General features: G+C 71.5%; 14 protein-coding genes and 1 pseudogene. 6 read left to right on the forward strand and 9 right to left on the reverse strand.

Going from position 1 to position 15,255, the window contains the following annotated elements:
* Positions 1-28 precede the first annotated feature (28 nt).
* The gene (locus tag OG505_RS26410) at positions 29-706 is read left to right on the forward strand and encodes a hemolysin III family protein (RefSeq protein ID WP_357491528.1); all 678 of its coding nucleotides are present in this window, start codon (positions 29-31) and stop codon (positions 704-706) included.
* A 69-nt stretch (positions 707-775) separates the two neighbouring features.
* On the opposite strand, the gene OG505_RS26415 is transcribed toward OG505_RS26410, so the two are convergent.
* Positions 776-1,063, reverse strand: a complete 288-nt coding sequence (locus OG505_RS26415) for a DUF6458 family protein (RefSeq protein WP_405428572.1) — start codon at positions 1,061-1,063, stop codon at positions 776-778.
* A gap of 112 nt (positions 1,064-1,175) precedes the next feature.
* On the opposite strand from OG505_RS26415, the gene OG505_RS26420 reads away from it, so the two are divergent.
* Entirely contained in the window at positions 1,176-1,715 is a 540-nt protein-coding gene (locus OG505_RS26420; RefSeq protein ID WP_405428574.1) for a SixA phosphatase family protein, read from the forward strand.
* Between the two features lie 55 nt (positions 1,716-1,770).
* Here OG505_RS26420 and OG505_RS26425 read toward each other — a convergent pair whose 3' ends face one another.
* The 4 genes from OG505_RS26425 to OG505_RS26440 all read right to left on the reverse strand — a co-directional run bounded on the left by OG505_RS26425 (position 1,771) and on the right by OG505_RS26440 (position 6,108).
* Positions 1,771-2,040, reverse strand: coding sequence for a DUF6458 family protein (locus OG505_RS26425; protein ID WP_007454197.1), 270 nt, complete (start codon positions 2,038-2,040; stop codon positions 1,771-1,773).
* Positions 2,041-2,249: 209 nt separating this feature from the next.
* The gene (locus tag OG505_RS26430) at positions 2,250-4,106 is read right to left on the reverse strand and encodes an acyl-CoA dehydrogenase (RefSeq protein WP_405428576.1); all 1,857 of its coding nucleotides are present in this window, start codon (positions 4,104-4,106) and stop codon (positions 2,250-2,252) included.
* Between the two features lie 128 nt (positions 4,107-4,234).
* Positions 4,235-5,362, reverse strand: coding sequence for a PP2C family protein-serine/threonine phosphatase (locus OG505_RS26435; RefSeq protein ID WP_405428579.1), 1,128 nt, complete (start codon positions 5,360-5,362; stop codon positions 4,235-4,237).
* A gap of 101 nt (positions 5,363-5,463) precedes the next feature.
* On the reverse strand, positions 5,464-6,108 hold the full coding sequence (locus OG505_RS26440) for a septal ring lytic transglycosylase RlpA family protein (RefSeq protein WP_405428581.1): 645 nt from the start codon (positions 6,106-6,108) through the stop codon (positions 5,464-5,466).
* Positions 6,109-6,295: 187 nt separating this feature from the next.
* Between OG505_RS26440 and OG505_RS26445 the strand changes: the two genes are divergently transcribed.
* The 3 genes from OG505_RS26445 to OG505_RS26455 are packed head-to-tail and all read left to right on the forward strand — an operon-like array spanning position 6,296 to position 8,431.
* Positions 6,296-6,847, forward strand: coding sequence for a phosphoribosyltransferase family protein (locus OG505_RS26445; RefSeq protein WP_405428583.1), 552 nt, complete (start codon positions 6,296-6,298; stop codon positions 6,845-6,847).
* A 33-nt stretch (positions 6,848-6,880) separates the two neighbouring features.
* Positions 6,881-7,942 carry a hypothetical protein gene (locus OG505_RS26450; RefSeq protein WP_405428585.1) on the forward strand — a complete coding sequence of 354 codons (1,062 nt, stop codon included), beginning with the start codon at positions 6,881-6,883 and terminating at the stop codon, positions 7,940-7,942.
* A gap of 57 nt (positions 7,943-7,999) precedes the next feature.
* The gene (locus tag OG505_RS26455; protein WP_405428588.1) at positions 8,000-8,431 is read left to right on the forward strand and encodes an ASCH domain-containing protein; all 432 of its coding nucleotides are present in this window, start codon (positions 8,000-8,002) and stop codon (positions 8,429-8,431) included.
* Between the two features lie 7 nt (positions 8,432-8,438).
* Here OG505_RS26455 and OG505_RS26460 read toward each other — a convergent pair whose 3' ends face one another.
* Entirely contained in the window at positions 8,439-9,317 is an 879-nt protein-coding gene (locus OG505_RS26460; protein ID WP_405428591.1) for an LLM class flavin-dependent oxidoreductase, read from the reverse strand.
* Positions 9,318-9,535: 218 nt separating this feature from the next.
* Here OG505_RS26460 and OG505_RS26465 point away from each other — a divergent pair, with 218 nt between their 5' ends.
* Positions 9,536-10,240: a dihydrofolate reductase family protein gene (locus tag OG505_RS26465; protein ID WP_405428593.1), complete on the forward strand. Its 705-nt coding sequence runs from the start codon at positions 9,536-9,538 to the stop codon at positions 10,238-10,240.
* Positions 10,241-10,467: 227 nt separating this feature from the next.
* Here OG505_RS26465 and OG505_RS26470 read toward each other — a convergent pair.
* The 3 genes and pseudogenes from OG505_RS26470 to OG505_RS26480 form a co-directional block, all read right to left on the reverse strand.
* Positions 10,468-10,605, reverse strand: a pseudogene (locus OG505_RS26470) (LLM class flavin-dependent oxidoreductase); the annotation flags it as partial.
* A gap of 87 nt (positions 10,606-10,692) precedes the next feature.
* A complete protein-coding gene (locus tag OG505_RS26475) occupies positions 10,693-12,717 on the reverse strand; it encodes a cell wall-binding repeat-containing protein (RefSeq protein ID WP_405428595.1) in 2,025 nt (674 codons plus the stop codon).
* Between the two features lie 328 nt (positions 12,718-13,045).
* A complete protein-coding gene (locus OG505_RS26480; RefSeq protein WP_405428598.1) occupies positions 13,046-15,064 on the reverse strand; it encodes a cell wall-binding repeat-containing protein in 2,019 nt (672 codons plus the stop codon).
* Between the last annotated feature and the right edge of the window lie 191 nt (positions 15,065-15,255).

Raw genomic sequence — 15,255 nt, forward strand, 5'->3', positions numbered from 1 at the left:
GTAACCTACGGTGCCGTAACCTGATGTCGTGACCACCTCCGCCCCGCTTCGACTGAAGCCGGTCGACATCGGCAAGCCCCGGATGCGCGGCTGGCTGCACACGTACGCCTTCTTCGTCGCCGTGGTCGGCGGCATCGTGCTCTGCTCGATCGCCGCCACCCGACCGGGCTGGGCACCCCTGGTGAGCTGCGTCATCTACAGCCTGACGGTCTGCGGGCTGTTCGGCACGAGCGCCCTGTACCACCGTCGCGTGTGGTCGGAGCGCGGCTACCAGGTGATGCGCCGGATGGACCACTGCATGATCTTCGTGTTCATCGCCGGCACGTACACCCCGCTCTGCGTCATGCTCCTCTCGACCGGGCAGGCCACTCTCATGCTGGCCCTGGTCTGGGGTGGTGCACTGGCCGGTGTGGCGCTCAAGGTGATCTGGCCACACGCGCCGCGCTGGGTTTCCGCGCCGCTCTACCTGGCGCTGGGCTGGGTGGCGGTGGCCATGCTGCCGCAGATCCTGCACGGCGGCGGGGTCGCGGCGCTGGTGCTGCTGATCGTCGGTGGGGCCATCTACAGCGTCGGCGCGGTCTTCTACGCGCTGCGCCGCCCCAACCCGTGGCCCACCGTCTTCGGCCACCACGAGTTCTTCCACGCGTGCACGCTGCTGGCGGCGCTCTGCCACCACATCGCGATCTACTTCGCGCTGTTCGCCTGAGGCACACCCCCACAGACGCGAGCCGGGGCCCCGCCACGCTGCGGGACCCCGGAGTGTGCGAGCGAAGGATCAGACGGGGTGACCCGGCCGACGCACCTCGCGGTACTCCTGCACGACCTGGTCGTTCTGGACGGGAACGACCCGGTCGGCCACCACGCGCTCCTCCCGGACCGGGGCGGCGACCACGGTGCGACGGCGGTTGTTCCAGAAGTAGAGGGTGGTGAGCAGGCCGGCGACACCGGCGAGCATCAACACCCAGCCGACCACGGACAGGTTCAGCCAACCCAGGTCGGCCTCCACGGCGAACGCGAAGATCGCGCCCAGCGCGATCAGGAAGATGCTGCCACCAATGCCCATGTCTCGCTCCTCGGCTCTAACCTGGCGTACGGTCCGCCGCGGCCGTTGGTAGGGGTGCGGCATCCCTGGACTTACCCCGGCAGGAAGATCGCCAATCGGGCAAGCTGGTGGTATGACGGACAGCCACGCCGAGACACGGACACTGGTGTTGCTCCGGCACGCCAAGGCCGAGCAGGGCAGCGAGGGTACGGACGACGCCGAGCGCGCGCTCAGCGCCCGCGGGGAGGCCGACGCGGCGGCGGCTGGCGCGTGGCTGGCCCACCACGACCTGCTGCCCGACGTGGTGATCTGCTCGACGGCCCGACGCACCCGCCAGACCTGGCATCAGGTGGCGATGGGGATGGCCGGTTCGCCGCCGGAGGGTGGGCCGACCGGTCCCCGCCCGACCGTCCGCTACGAGCCCGGCGCGTACGACGCCCACCCCGAGGAGCTGTTGTCGCTGATCCGTACCGCTGATTCGGCGGCTCGGGTCGTGCTGCTGATCGCCCACAATCCGGGTGTCTCGCTGCTGTCCGCGTTTCTCGACCCGGAGACCTCGGACGAGGAGGGTTTACGGACCGCCGAGCTGGCGGTGCACCGCAGCGTGTCCGCCTGGGCGGAGTGGGGCAGAGGCGGGGCGCCGGTCGCGCAGCGGCACCCGGCACGCGGCTGAGCCACCCGGCGGGCGCGACGGGTGGCTCAGGCGTACGTGCTCAGGCGTGCGCAGGTCAGGACGGCGGCGCGGTTGGCGGCGGCGGGTCCGGCGGCGGCGGCATCATCGCCGTCGGATGGGACAGCCGGTTCTCCTCCACGATGAGGGTCCGGGCCCGCTTGCGCCGGTCCTGCCAGAACCAGAGGGTGGTCAGCAGCACGGCCAGCCCGGCCAGGATGAACACCCAGCCGACCGCGCGCAGGTCTATCCACCAGACGTTGGCCCTGATCGCGAAGGTCATGATCGCGCCGAGCGCGATGAGAAAAATGCCGCTTCCTACACCCATGTGCGCTGCACTCCCCCGTGCGGTGGCTCTGGGCGTTCCCTTTCGTGGTCACGGCGGGTTACCCGCCACGGCACCGGCATACCCGACCGGGCTCAGCCAATGTCTCGGACGTGAAGCCGGCGACGGCCGGCGGGGCGGTTGCCCCACCGGCCGTCGGTGTCGGCGCCGGGTGGTGCGACCCGGAACCGCTCAGGCGTGCCGTGGCACGGTCAGAAGGCCTCCTCCGGGAGGTCCATGATGTCGAGGTCGGCGCCCTCGATGATCCGCCGGTCGGCGCCGATGCGCGGCAGCACCTCACGGGCGAAGAATCGGGCGGCGGCCACCTTGCCGGTGTAGAACGCCTTGTCGGTGGCGGAGACCTCGCCGGCCAGCGCCTTGAGCGCGACGTCGGCCTGCTTCTGCAGCAGCCAGCCGACGACCAGGTCGCCGATGGCCAGCAGGAACCGTCGGCTGCTCAGGCCGACCTTGTAGAGCGCGCGGGTGTCGCCGCCCTGCGCCTCGCCCAGCCAGCCGGTCAGCGTGCCGAGGATGTTCTGGATCTCGGCGAGCGCCTTGCCGAGCGCCTGCCGCTCCTCCTTGAGCTGGCCGTTGCCCGCCTCGGAGGAGATGAACTCCTGGATCTCGCCGGCGACCGCCATCAGCGCCTTGCCGTTGTCCCGGACGATCTTGCGGAAGATCAGGTCCAGGCTCTGGATGGCCGTGGTGCCCTCGTACAGGGTGTCGATCTTGGCGTCCCGGACGTACTGCTCTAGGGGGTAGTCCTGCAGGAAGCCGGAGCCACCGAAGGTCTGCAGGGCCTCGTGGCCGAGCAGCTCGTACGCCCGCTCCGAGCCGACGCCCTTGACCAGCGGCAGCAGCAGGTCGTTGACCCGCTTGGCCAGCTTGGTGGCCTTCTCGTCGCCGGCCGCCTCGGCGATGGCGACCCGGTCCTGCCAGGTGGCGGTGTAGAGAACCAGGGCGCGCAGACCCTCGGCGTACGACTTCTGCAGCAGCAGCGAGCGGCGGACGTCCGGGTGGTGGGTGATGGTGACGCGCGGCGCGGTCTTGTCGGCCTGCTGGACCAGGTCGGCGCCCTGCACCCGGTTCTTCGCGTACTCCAGGGCGTTGAGGTAGCCGGTGGAGAGGGTGGCGATCGCCTTGGTGCCGACCATCATCCGGGCGTACTCGATGATCATGAACATCTGCCGGATGCCGTCGTGCTTGTCACCCAGCAGCCAGCCCTTGGCGGGTACGCCGTGCTCGCCGAAGGTCACCTCGCAGGTGTTGGAGACCTTCAGGCCCATCTTGTGCTCGACGTTGGTCGCGTAGACGCCGTTGCGCTCGCCCAGCTCACCGGTGGTCTCGTCGAAGTGGAACTTGGGCACCACGAAGAGGGACAGGCCCTTGGTGCCCGGGCCGCCGACGCCCTCGACGCCCACCGGGCGGGCCAGCACGTAGTGGACGATGTTGTCGCTCAGGTCGTGCTCGCCCGAGGTGATGAACCGCTTGACGCCCTCGATGTGCCAGGTGCCGTCCGGCTGCTGGATGGCGCGGGTGCGGCCGGCGCCCACGTCCGAACCGGCGTCCGGCTCGGTGAGCACCATCGTCGAGCCCCACTGCTTGTCGATGAAGAGCTTGGCCCAGGCCTTCTGCCGCTCGGTGCCCTCGACGTGCAGCACGTGCGCGAAGGACGGGCCGGAGGCGTACATCCAGACCGGCGCGTTCGAGCCGAGCACCAACTCGGCGAGGGCCCACCAGAGGGCGCGCGGGGCGTTGGTGCCACCCAGCGCGGGCGGCAGGTCCAGTCGCCAGAACTCGGAGTCCATGAACGCCTGGTAGGACTTCTTGAACGACTCCGGCAGCGGCGCGGTGTGCGTGGCCGGGTCGAAGACGGGCGGGTTACGGTCGCTGTCCGTGTAGCTGGCGGCCAGGTCCTCGCGGGCGAGACGGTCCACCTCGGCGAGGAAGCTCCGGGCGGTGTCGGTGTCGAGGTCCGAGTACGGCTCCTGGCCGAACGTCCGGTCCGCCCCGAAGACCTCGAACAGGTTGAACTCGAGGTCCCGAAGGTTGCTCTTGTAGTGGGTCATGCTCGCTGGCCCCGCTTCCGGACAGGTGTTACCGATCAGTAACCCCGACTGTATTACTCGCGGGTAGGCAGCGACAAGCCGATCACGTAAGTGACGGCGATTACACAGTTGCGTGCCGGACGCCCCGGTCAGCTCTCGGCGGCGCCGACTTCCCAGCTCGGCACCGCCGACGTCGCGCCCGTGCGGGCACCGACGTACTCCATCAGGACCAGGGCGATGTCGTCGTCCAGGTGCCCGTGCACCCACTCGACGAGGGCCGTCTCCAGCGACGCGAGCCCGTCGGCGACCGTGCCGTGCCCGAGCAGCCGCCACGCCCGGTCGGCGGTGGGGAAGAATTCGCCGTCCCGCCGGGCCTCGCCGAGACCGTCGGTGAACAGCAGCAGGCGGTCGCCGGGCTCCAGGCGTTCCACGCGGGGGCGCACCACCGGCATGAACCCGAGGGGCGGCGCCGGCGCCGGCGGCTCCAGCGGGATCACCGCGCCCCGACGCAGCAGCAGCGGCGACGGGTGTCCGCAGTTGACGATCGTGAGCGTTCCGCCCCGCTCCTCCACCAGCGCGGCGGTCACGAAGTCCTCGTCGCCGACGTTGCGGGCCACCGCGCGGTCCAGGTCAGCGACAACGGCGCGTAGGTCGGCCCGCTCGTAGGCCACGTGCCGGTACGAGCCGAGGACGATGCTGGCCAGTCGAACCGCATCGAGGCCCTTGCCGCGAACGTCACCAATGATCATGCGGACGCCGTACGGGGTGTCGATCGCCTCGTACAGGTCGCCGCCGATCTCGGCCGTGGCGGTGGAGGAGATGTAGCGACCGGCCACCGAGAGCATGCCGACCTGCGGCCCGAGCGGGCGCAGCACCGCCTGCTGGGCCACCGAGGCCAGCTTGGTCAACTCGGCGATCTGCTCCGCCTGCCGCTGGCGGATCGAGGCCACCGCCACGGCCAGCGCGCTCGCGACCGCGACGCCGATCACATTGACCGAGGTCACCAGCATCATCCTCGGGTCGACCAGGGCGAAGCCCACCCCGATCAGGGTCGCCGCGGCACCGACACCCAGCACCACCCGCCAGGCCGCCAGGGCGGCGGCCAGGAGCGGGGCGGCCACCAGCAGCGCGACGTAGTGCGCCCGACGGCCGTCGGCCAACTCCAGCCCCGAGACGATCGCGAGCAGGGCGAGGGCCGCGCCGAGGCCGGCGCGGGATCCGGGGCTCAGCGGGCTACGGCCCGACTGGAGGAGTCGCGTGGGTACGAGGGACAGCATGCCTGATCCACGTGAACCGGTGAATGAACCTGGCCCGTCGTCTGAGGAGGTTCTGTCCGGCCGGCCCAGGCTCGCGGCCGGATCGGCGCTTCCGGCTGCGCTCAGCCCAGCACCTCGTAGCGGACGGTGAGCGCGCCCACGTCGGTCGAGGCGATGGTCGCGAACGCGGCGCGGGACAGGTCCAGGCAGCGACCGCCGATGAACGGGCCACGGTCGTTGATGCGCACGACGACCGACTTGCCGCTGCTCGGGTTGGTCACCCGGACCTTGGTGTTGAACGGCAGCGTCTTGTGCGCCGCGGTCAACTCGTTCGGGTTGAACGACTCGCCGTTGGCGGTGAGCTGCCCGTCGGAGTAGAAGGAGGCGCCACACGAGCCGCTCTCCAGCACCTTCGCCGCCGCCGTGGTCTTCTTCGCGGTCGGGCGCGGCTTCGGCGACTCGGTGCGGGCCTTAGCCCGGGAGGCGGCCTGCGGCGACCGGCTGGCGGACGGGCTGGCGGACGGGCTGGCCGTCACGCTCGGCGAGGCGCTGGCGCTCGGTGACGCGGTCGGGGAGCTGGGGGCGAGGCTGGCGGGGGCTGTGGTCGGGGTGAGGTCGAGAGTCGCCGGACCCGACTGCCCGGCGCCCGAGGTCAGTTGGACGGCGCCGACGGTGCCACCGACGGCGAGGGCGACGCCGACCGCCGCGGTGGCCGCGATGCCCGCCGGGGAGGAGAAGATGCGGGTACGGGAGTGCCTGCCTGCCACCGGCCCGGTCCTTTCGTCGACTGAACAAACCGGGTCGGACCGTAACGAGAGAAGCACTTCCGAAGTCAACGTGATCATGGCGGTATGCTGGTATTTGCCCTGGTACGTATAGCCGATCATCCGAGCCGGGGTGGGTCGACCGGCCCAGGTGCGGACGCGCCGCCCGCCCGTGCCGCACGATGGACGGATGCCCGCTGAGCTGACCGAACGCCTGGCCGCCCTGTTCCAGTGGATCGACCCCGGCCCGGACGCCAGCCACCTGGTCAGCGACATCTCCGGCTGGTGGCGCGACCCCACCGTGCTGGCCGAACTGGGACCGGCCCTGGTGGCGCCGTACCGGGCCGCCCGACCGACCGTGGTGCTCGCCCCGGCGGTCACCGGCCTGCTGCTCGGGCCACTGGCCGCCACCGCCCTCGGGGTCGGCTTCGTGGCCGCGCACAAGCCCGGCGACGGAAGGTTGCCGGCCGGCCCGCTCACCTGGGCGCAGAGCCCGCCGGACTACCGGGGCCGGCAGGTGGACCTGGCCGTCCGGGACCGGCACCTCGGCCCCAGCGACCGCGTTCTGGTGGTGGACGACTGGGTACGCACGGGCGCACAGCTCCACGCCCTCTACGACATCTGCGCCAAGCGCGGCGCGCAGGTGCTCGGCACCGCCGTGGTGGCCGTCGACTGCCCGCCCGAGACTGCCACCGCACTGCGGATCACCGGCCTGATCGCCGGCACGGATCTGCCGGATTGACCTGAAGCCCACTTCACCTTCGACGATCGACGCATGAGCGACGGAATTCTCGACGAGGCGTACGACCGGCTGCACCGCACCGGACCCGAATACGAGGGCTGGCTCTCCAACCACGGCCCGATGACCGTCGAGGCGCTGGCCCGGCACGGACACGAGCAACGGGTGCACCGCTGGCTGGACGACTACCTCACCCGGCTCGACGAGCTGCCCCGCGGCCTGCGCCCGATCGACGACTGGCGGGCGGCGCTGGGCGACGCGAAGCGGGCCGGTGACTGGCTGGCGTACTTCGACCGGCACCTGCGCGAGCAGCCGTGGCGGGACGTGCTCGGCACCTGGTGGCCCCGACTGCTGCCCGGCATCGCCGCCGGCGCCACGCACGGGGTGATCCGGGTCGGGCACGCCGTACGCGCCCTGCACCTGCACGACGCGAACCCGCAGCGGCTCACCGAGCTGGGTCAGGCCCTCGGCTACTGGGCGGCCCGCTGGCAGCCGGTGCCGGGCGCCGACCGGCTGCTCGCCTCGGTCCCGGCGAACCCACCCGAGGCCCACCCGGACGCCGCCGGACCGGACGTGGCCGCCGCGCTGGCCGGGGTGCCCCGGATCGACGACCAGACCGGAGGCATCCGGGATCGGCTGGGTCGGCTGGTGGGCGTACCCCGATGGGAACCGGCGCTCGCGGCGCTGCGCCCCGCGCGGACGCCGGCCGAGGCGGAGCGCGGGCTCGTCTCGCTTGTGCACCGCGCCGGCCTCGACTACCTGCGCTTCGGGCACGCGGAGCCGGTCATGCTGGTGCACGCGGTCACCGCACCGACCGCCGTGCTGCGTACCCTGCCGGCACTGGACCGGGCGCTGTGGGCGCCGAGCCTCGCCGCGGCCTGGGCCGCGACGGCGGCCGTGACCTCGGTGTACGCCCCGACCGACGGGATCGCCCCGCCGTCGGTGACCGCCGCGACCCCGGCGGAGGTCTTTGCCCGCGCGGCCCGACACGGCGACGCGCATGTGGTCAAACTCGCCGACGCGGTCCTCGACGCCCACGCGGCCAGCGGTGACCAGCGGCTGCTCGACGCCGCGGGCTACGCCGGGCAGCTGATCTGAGCAGCGCCGGACGAATTGCGGCGGCACTGCCGGCCGCGCTGGCCTAGCCTCGGCAGGATGTGGCCTCGGATCGGTGATCTGCGTACGCTCGCCCTCGGCACCCCCGGCGACCTGCGGACGACCCTGAACACCCTGGTGCTGGCCGGCGTGAAGACCGCGACGGCCGGCCGGCTCGCCGAGTACGCCCAGGAGGGCGAGGAGTTGGAGCAGGTCGGCGAACGGCTGGCGCTGGTCGACGACGACGACGCGCTGGCCGGCGTCGTGGAGATCACCGGGGTCGAGGTGGTGCGCTTCGGCGACGTGCCCTGGGAGTTCGCCCGCGCCGAGGGCGAGGGTGACCGCTCGATCGAGGAGTGGCGGGCCGGGCACTCGGCCTACTGGGCGCGGCTCGGCACCCCCGTCGACGACGACACCCCGATCGTCTGCCTGCGCCTGCGACTGGTCTCCGGCGGCGAGGGCGGCGTGGCCACCGGAGACCTCGGCACCTGAGCCGGCGCTATCCGCGCAGCTCGGGCAGCAGTCGCGTCGCCACGTCGGCCAGGACGGCCTCGTCGCCGGCGTACCAACTGCTCGCCCGCGGCCAGTGCGTCACCACGTCGGTGAAGCCGAGTTCGGCGGCCCGGCCGACCTGGTCGGCGAAGAACTGCGCGCTGCTGAGCGAGAACACCGGCGCCGCGTCCATCGACAGGTAGCGGTCCAGCGTCGCGGGGTCGCGGCCGGCCTCGTCCAGCGTCCGGTCCATCCGGGCCGACAGCGCCGACACCGTGCCCCACCAGCCCTCCACGTCGTCGGCCTCGGTGCCGGTGGTCACCCAACCCTGACCGAACCGGGCCACCAGCCGCATCGACCGTGGACCGTTCGCCGCCACCACGAACGGCACGCGGGGCCGCTGCACACAGCCGGGGTTGTTGCGGGCGTCCACCGCAGCGAACCAGTCACCGCGCCAGGTCGTGCCGTCCTCCCGCAGGACCAGGTCCAGCAGTTCGGTGAACTCGGCGAACCGGTCGACCCGCTGGCGCGGCGGCAGCGTCTCGCCGCCCAGCACCGCCGAGTCGAAGCCGATGCCGCCCGCGCCCAGGCCGAGCAGCAGCCGGCCGCCCGAGACGTCGTCCACAGTGGTGATCTGCCGGGCGAAGGCGGCCGGGTGCCGGAAATTCGGCGACGCCACGAGCGTGCCCAGCCGGATCCGGGACGTCACCGTGGCGGCGGCGGTCAGCGTGGTCATCGAGTCGAACCACGGGCCGTCGACCAGGTCCCGCCAGCCCAGGTGGTCGTACGTCCAGGCGTGGTCGAAGCCCCACTCGTCGGCCTGCCGCCAGCGCCGCTGCGACTCCGCCCAACGCTGGTCCGGGAGGATCACGATGCCAATCCGCATGATCGCCAGCCTAGCCGCGTCCGCTACACCTGGCCGCCTTCCTCATCCTGACCGGCATCGGTCTGCGGATCGAGGCGGCGATCGTCGACCGCAGGCCATAGCCCCCCTCCCATGTGTCCCACGTCACAGTTGGCCGTGGTAGGGGCGTCCTGATCGGCTCCGACCTCGTTGCGAGCAGGCACCCGGTGGGTGCCGCCCAACGAGAGGGACGAATCGACATGACGAAGGTGACCGCACAGCTGTCGGTGTCGGTGGACGGCTTCTACGCCGGCCCGCTGTTCGACGGCGACGGCGACTGGATCGACTCGGCCGAGAGCGCAGCCTTCTTCCGAGTCACCCGCTGGGCGACCGACGCGATGGCGTGGCGCGAGCGGCAGGGCTTCGCCGGCGGCGAGCAGGACGCCAACTCCGACGTGATGGCCGAGACGTTCGATGCGGCCGGCGCGTACGTCATGGGCCGGCGGATGGCCGACGGCGGTGAGGTGCCCTGGGGCGAGGAGCCGCCGTTCCGCGCGCCGGTCTTCGTCGTCACGCACCGACCCCGCGAGACCCTGCTGCGCGGTGGCGGCACCAGCTTCACCTACGTCACCGACGGCGTGGCCAGCGCCGTCGAGCAGGCACGCGCAGCGGCCGGCGGTCGGAACGTCGCCGTGGCCGGAGGCGGCAGCCTGGTGCGGCAGGTGCTCAAGGCCGGGCTGCTCGACGAGTTGGAACTGCACGTCGTACCGGTCGTGCTCGGCACCGGCCTGCGGCTGTTCGACGCGGACCTCGACCTCGCCGACAAGGAGGCGATCGAACTGACGCCGACCCGGGTCATCCCCACCCCGCAGGTCACCCACATCCGGTACGCGGTAAATGGCCGCGCCCCACTCGTGCTCGACGACCGGGGCCGCGGCGGAGGGCCGACGGCGACCACGAAGTGACCCGCACTTCATCAGCCTCACGAGGAGCTTTTCATGCCGCAGCTGTTGCGGGTGCAGTGCTTCAACGTCTCACGCGACGGGTTCGGCACCGGGGAGGGGCAGAGCCTGGAACGGCCCTTCGGCCACGCGGACCCCACCCCGCTGTTCTCCTGGCGTTCCGCCACCGCCAGCTTCGTGTACCGCACCGAGCCCGGCGGCACCCGCGGCCTGGACGACTACCTGACCCGCGACACCACCAGGGGGCCCAACCGCATCCGGGAGGTCACCGTGGCGGCGGCGGTCAGCGTGGTCATCGAGTCGAACCAGGGACCGTCGACGAGATCACGCCAGCCCAGGTGGTCGTACGTCCAGGCGTGGTCGAAGCCCCGTCGGCCCGTCGGCCCGTCGCCATCCCCGTTACACGAAACGAGGGACCCGGCCACACTCGGCCGAGTCCCTCGTTGCGTTGTTGATCAGCGGCCGGCGTGCTTTCCGAGCGCGCGGGCCTCAGCCGCCACCCGCTCTTCCGCCCGTCGGATGTCGTCGTCGGCCGGCCCGGAGGAGCGAAGCGTGGCGCCCGCGCCGGTGAGCCGCCCGATGTCCGTCGGATTGCTCACCTCGGTCGACCCGAGCGGGCCACCGAGCCAGGTGCCGGCCTGGGTCATCTGCGTGGGGACCAGCACCGGCTTCGAGCCGAAGACCAGACCGGTGTGTACGGCGCCACTGGTCTCGTCGAAGGCGTCCCGGGCGGCCACACCGAGGTCGGCAGCAGTGCCCGGGGTCAGCAGCAACGGGCCGTTCAGCTCACCCATCAGGGCACCCCCGGCGAGAGCATCCGGCCAGTCGGCCCCGGTAGCCAGCCCCGCATAGCCGTGACCCGAGAAGAAAATCCGCGCGACCTGGCGTGAGGTGTCGTATCGGTCGGTGCCCACAATGGAGAGCGACTCGTCGTCGTAGGCCTGGGCAGCCGCGGCCGCCGCCCGACCGACGGCGAAGATGGTCTTGCTGGACAGGGAGTCGAGGTACGCCTTCGTCGCCGCCGGCATCACCGCGTCGTTGGTCAGCACCACGACGCCCCTCGGGATGGGTGCGAACGAGTATTCGACTCCGGCGGCGGCGCCGGCGGCGAGCGCGTCCGGGAAGTCCATTCCGGTCGCGACGAAGATCGCGCCGCCGTCCGATCGCATCTCCTTGGCGATCGCCACGGCGGTGGCGAACCGATCGGCTCCGGCGAGCCGACGCACCTGGTAGCCGAGCGCCAGGACGGCGGACTCGACCTCGCTGGAGAGGGCACCCGGGCTGCCCAGGACATAGACCACGCCGCCCGGTGCCAGCACCCGCTGCAATTCGGCGCGGGTGTCCGCCTGAAGGCTGGCGGTCGGGGTCATCAACAGTGGGCCGTGCTTCGCCGCCGCCAACGCCGAGCCACCCAGAGCGTCGGCGAACGTGTCCGAACGGGAGAGCGTCACGCTGGCGGCACGCCGCCGCTTGTCCGACGCGTCGGCGGCCGTCGCCCAGTGTGACTGGGACACTCGGGCCGCCGTCGTGAAGCGACTGTCGCCGGCGAGCCGGGCAATCCGGTCCTTCTTCTGCGGCTGGTACGCCGGCACCCCACCGACGGTGGAGACGACTGTCGGCGAGGTGGCCCGGGAGCCGTCGGCCGGTGCGGTGGCCACCGTCGAACCCTGGCTGAAGGCGATCGTCCAGCCGTCCGGGGACCAGGTCGGGTTGTCATGGACGGCCGCGTTGCTGGTGACCACCACCTCGTTACCGCCAGTGAGGTCGGAGGTGATGATCTGGCCGTCCCGGACGAACGCGACCCGGCGGCCGTCCGGCGACAGCGCCGGGTTGGCGCCGTGCTCGTCCACCACGGTGACCCGGTTGAGCTCCGGCTTGGCACCGTCGTAGAGCAGCACGGCCGGCTGGCCGGTTGGGTGGCCGCTGCCGTCGTCGTCCTCCCGCTGGAAGACGACAGTGCGACCGGGCCCGCCATCCGGGTTCCGGTAGTGCTTGGTCGAGTCGCCGACATAGGTCGACTCGAACGACCCGTTCCAGGTGCTCTCCGCGATCCGGATGGTCCACCTCGAGTACGCGGAGGTGTTCCACATCTCCGCCCAGACCACGCTGCTACCGTCGCCGAGCCAGGATGTGCTCGCCCGCTCGATGTCGCTGGGAGCGAAGAAGTTGACCTCCCGGACCGTGTCCGCGCCGGTGTACCGGAGGGACTTGATCTGGCCGTCGGAGGCGGGGTAGATCAGCCGACTGCCGTCCGGCGACCAGGACACGTCCCGCATCGCCTCACCGTCGGGGTTCTTCAACGTGGATCGGGTCGTGCCGCTGATGACCTGGACCGAGCTGCTGCCGTTGCTGATGGTCAGGACCTGGCCGCTGCCGGGCAGGCTGGCGTGAGCGGCCGGCGTGGCGACCACCAGGCCGGTGGCGCCGATCGCGAGCGCCGAGGCGATCGCGAGCGTTCGGCGTGGAGACGTGAATGACAAAGTGGAACTCCCCGTTTCGTGCCGTGCGCCCGTCGGAGGAGACGGGCGAAGGACCGGTTGACGTGACGGTGGGAAGGTCTCGCGTCGATCGGAAGGGCGGAGCGGGCGGGCCCGAATGGGGCGCGCGGCAACGCTGCGGCCACAGCTTAGCGACTCACCGCCGACCGAGTTGTCCGGCAAAGCGGGGTCATACGGTCCAGACTCGTTCGACAGTGGTGCGGATGGCAGTCCAGTCAGTCATCGACCGCGGCAGAGACAGGAGGAGCCCGGTCGAAACGACCGGGCTCCTCCATTGCGCAACGCCGGCGGACCGGCGGATGTGTACCGCCTAGCGGCGGGTCTTCTGCTCCGTCAGCGCCTTCGCCGCGGCGATCGCCTGCTCGGGCGTACGGACGCCGGCACCGTCGGTGGTGCGCAGCCCCGCCGTGGAGCGGGCACCCGCAGCGATGCGGACGTTGGTCGGGTTGTCGACCCGGCCGAAGCCGAGCGGGCCGCCGATCCACGTGCCAGCCTGGGTCTGCTGGCTGTACGTCACGACCGCCGTCGATCCGAAGATCAATGCGGTGTGCGCCGAGGCGCTGTTCTCGTCCAGCAGCCACTGCGCCTCGATGCCCAGCGTGCCGCTGGTGCCCGGGGTGAGCATCAGGGGGCCGTTGAGCAGCCCCATCAGCGCACCGCCGGCGAGAGCGTCCGGCCAGTTGGTGCCGGTGGCGAGGCCGATGTGCGACGCCCCACCGAAGAACACGTAGCTGGTCAGGAGCGCGGTCTCGTAGCGCCCCGCACCAAAGAGGGGATACGCGGACGGGTCGTACGCCTCGGCGGCCGCGGCGGCGCCGCGTCCGATGCCGAAGATGACGCGGTCGGTGTTCGACAGCGAGTCCAGGAAGCCCTTGGTCGCGGTCGGCAGCTTGGCGTCGTTGGTGAGCACCACCACGGCGCTGGTTCCGCTGCCGGGAGCGCCGAAGGAGCCGGCCGCCGCACCCGCGGCGAGCGCGTCCGGGAAGTTCATCCCGGTGGCGAGCAGCACCAGGTCCGGCGTCGGGTCGATGGCCTTGGAGATCTCGACCGACGTGCCGAAGCGGTCGGCACCCGCCAGCCGCCGCACGGTGTAGCCGAGCCCCTTGACCTCGTTCTCCACCGAGGTGGAGAGGGCACCCGCGCTGCCCAGCAGGTAGACGACGCCACCCGGCGCCAGCACCCGCTGAAGCTCGGCCTTGGTGGTCGCCTCCAGGCTGGTCGACGGGGTCAGCAGCAGCGGCGCCCGCTTGGCGGCCGCCAGCGCGGAGCCACTGAGCGCGTCCGCGAAGGTGTCCGAACGGGACAGCACCACCGCGCCGGCCTGCTCCCGCGTGTCGCTAGCGTCGCTCACCGACTTCCAGTGCGACTGGGACACGGCGGCAGCGGTGCCGAACCGGGACGATCCGGCGAGCCGGACCGCGCGGTCCTTGCGCCGCGGCTGGTAGGCCGGGACGCCACCGGTGGTGGAGACCACCGTCGGGTTGGCCGCCGTCGAGCCGTCGGCCGCCGAGGTGGCCACCTGCGAGCCCTGGCTGAAGGCGATCTTCTTACCGTCCGGCGACCAGGTCGGATTGTCGTGCGAGGCGGCGTTGCTGGTCACCACCACCTCACCCTCGCCGGTCAGGTCCGAGACGATGATCTGACCGTTGCGCACGAAGGCGATCCGGTCCCCCTGGGGGGAGATCGACGGATTGGCCCCGTTGTTGTCGACCAGGGTCACCCGCTCGGCTTCGGGCCTGCTGTAGTCGTAGAGGATCACGGCGGAGGCGCCGGTCGGCAGACCGGAACCGTTGTCGGCCTGCCGCTGGAAGACGACCTTCTGACCCGGGCCGCCGTCCGGGTTGAGGTAGTGCTGGCCGTCCTCCGGCGAGAGCTGACCGCCGTAGGAGCCGGAGCTGCTGGGCGCGATCCGGACGACCCACTTGCCGCTCGAACCGGCCTTCTCGCTCCAGACGAGGCTGTTGCCGTCGCCCCGGTAGGAGGGGCTGGTGCGGGTCACCCCGTCCTCTGGCGGAGCGACGTACCACAGGTCGCCCTTGCCGTCGAAGCGGATCGACGTGATGCCGCCGTCCGGATCGATGTAGGCGGCCCGGCTGCCGTCCGGAGACCAGGAGGCGTTACCCATCGTCTCGCCGAACGGGTTGTTGAGCACGGTGCGCGATGCGTCACCGATGAACTTGATCGACGTGCTGTTGTTGCTGATCGTCAGGACCTCGCCGGAGCCCGGCAGACTGGCGTTGGCGGCCGGCGCGCCCGCGATGAGCGCGGTGGAGCCGACTGCGAGGGCCGAGGCAAGCGCGGCGGACCTGCGAAGGGAAGATGAAGGCAAGGGAACTCCCTGCTGAAAGAGAACGCCGTAGGTTTCCACCCGTCCACCGGCTGATCCGGGGCGGGGCGGCGCAGATGCGAGAACCTTAAGAGATCCTTTGCTTCCACGTCGCCCCGAGGGCGGGTCGGTCGGGTGAATTGACCATACAGAGGAGGCTCGATCGGCCGACCGGTCTGCCGGCGACGATCCGG

Source organism: Micromonospora sp. NBC_00617 (genome assembly GCF_045161355.1).
Classification (GTDB): domain Bacteria; phylum Actinomycetota; class Actinomycetes; order Mycobacteriales; family Micromonosporaceae; genus Micromonospora.

Bases quoted from the DNA above. Each gene is read 5' to 3' on its own strand.
- OG505_RS26415 (WP_405428572.1), bottom strand. From the start codon at position 1,063: ATGGGCATTGGTGGCAGCATCTTCCTGATCGCGCTGGGCGCGATCTTC.
- OG505_RS26435 (WP_405428579.1), bottom strand. From the start codon at position 5,362: ATGCTGTCCCTCGTACCCACGCGACTCCTCCAGTCGGGCCGTAGCCCG.
- OG505_RS26450 (WP_405428585.1), top strand. From the start codon at position 6,881: ATGAGCGACGGAATTCTCGACGAGGCGTACGACCGGCTGCACCGCACC.
- OG505_RS26455 (WP_405428588.1), top strand. From the start codon at position 8,000: ATGTGGCCTCGGATCGGTGATCTGCGTACGCTCGCCCTCGGCACCCCC.
- OG505_RS26460 (WP_405428591.1), bottom strand. From the start codon at position 9,317: ATGCGGATTGGCATCGTGATCCTCCCGGACCAGCGTTGGGCGGAGTCG.
- OG505_RS26445 (WP_405428583.1), top strand. From the start codon at position 6,296: ATGCCCGCTGAGCTGACCGAACGCCTGGCCGCCCTGTTCCAGTGGATC.
- OG505_RS26425 (WP_007454197.1), bottom strand. From the start codon at position 2,040: ATGGGTGTAGGAAGCGGCATTTTTCTCATCGCGCTCGGCGCGATCATG.
- OG505_RS26420 (WP_405428574.1), top strand. From the start codon at position 1,176: ATGACGGACAGCCACGCCGAGACACGGACACTGGTGTTGCTCCGGCAC.
- OG505_RS26430 (WP_405428576.1), bottom strand. From the start codon at position 4,106: ATGACCCACTACAAGAGCAACCTTCGGGACCTCGAGTTCAACCTGTTC.
- OG505_RS26465 (WP_405428593.1), top strand. From the start codon at position 9,536: ATGACGAAGGTGACCGCACAGCTGTCGGTGTCGGTGGACGGCTTCTAC.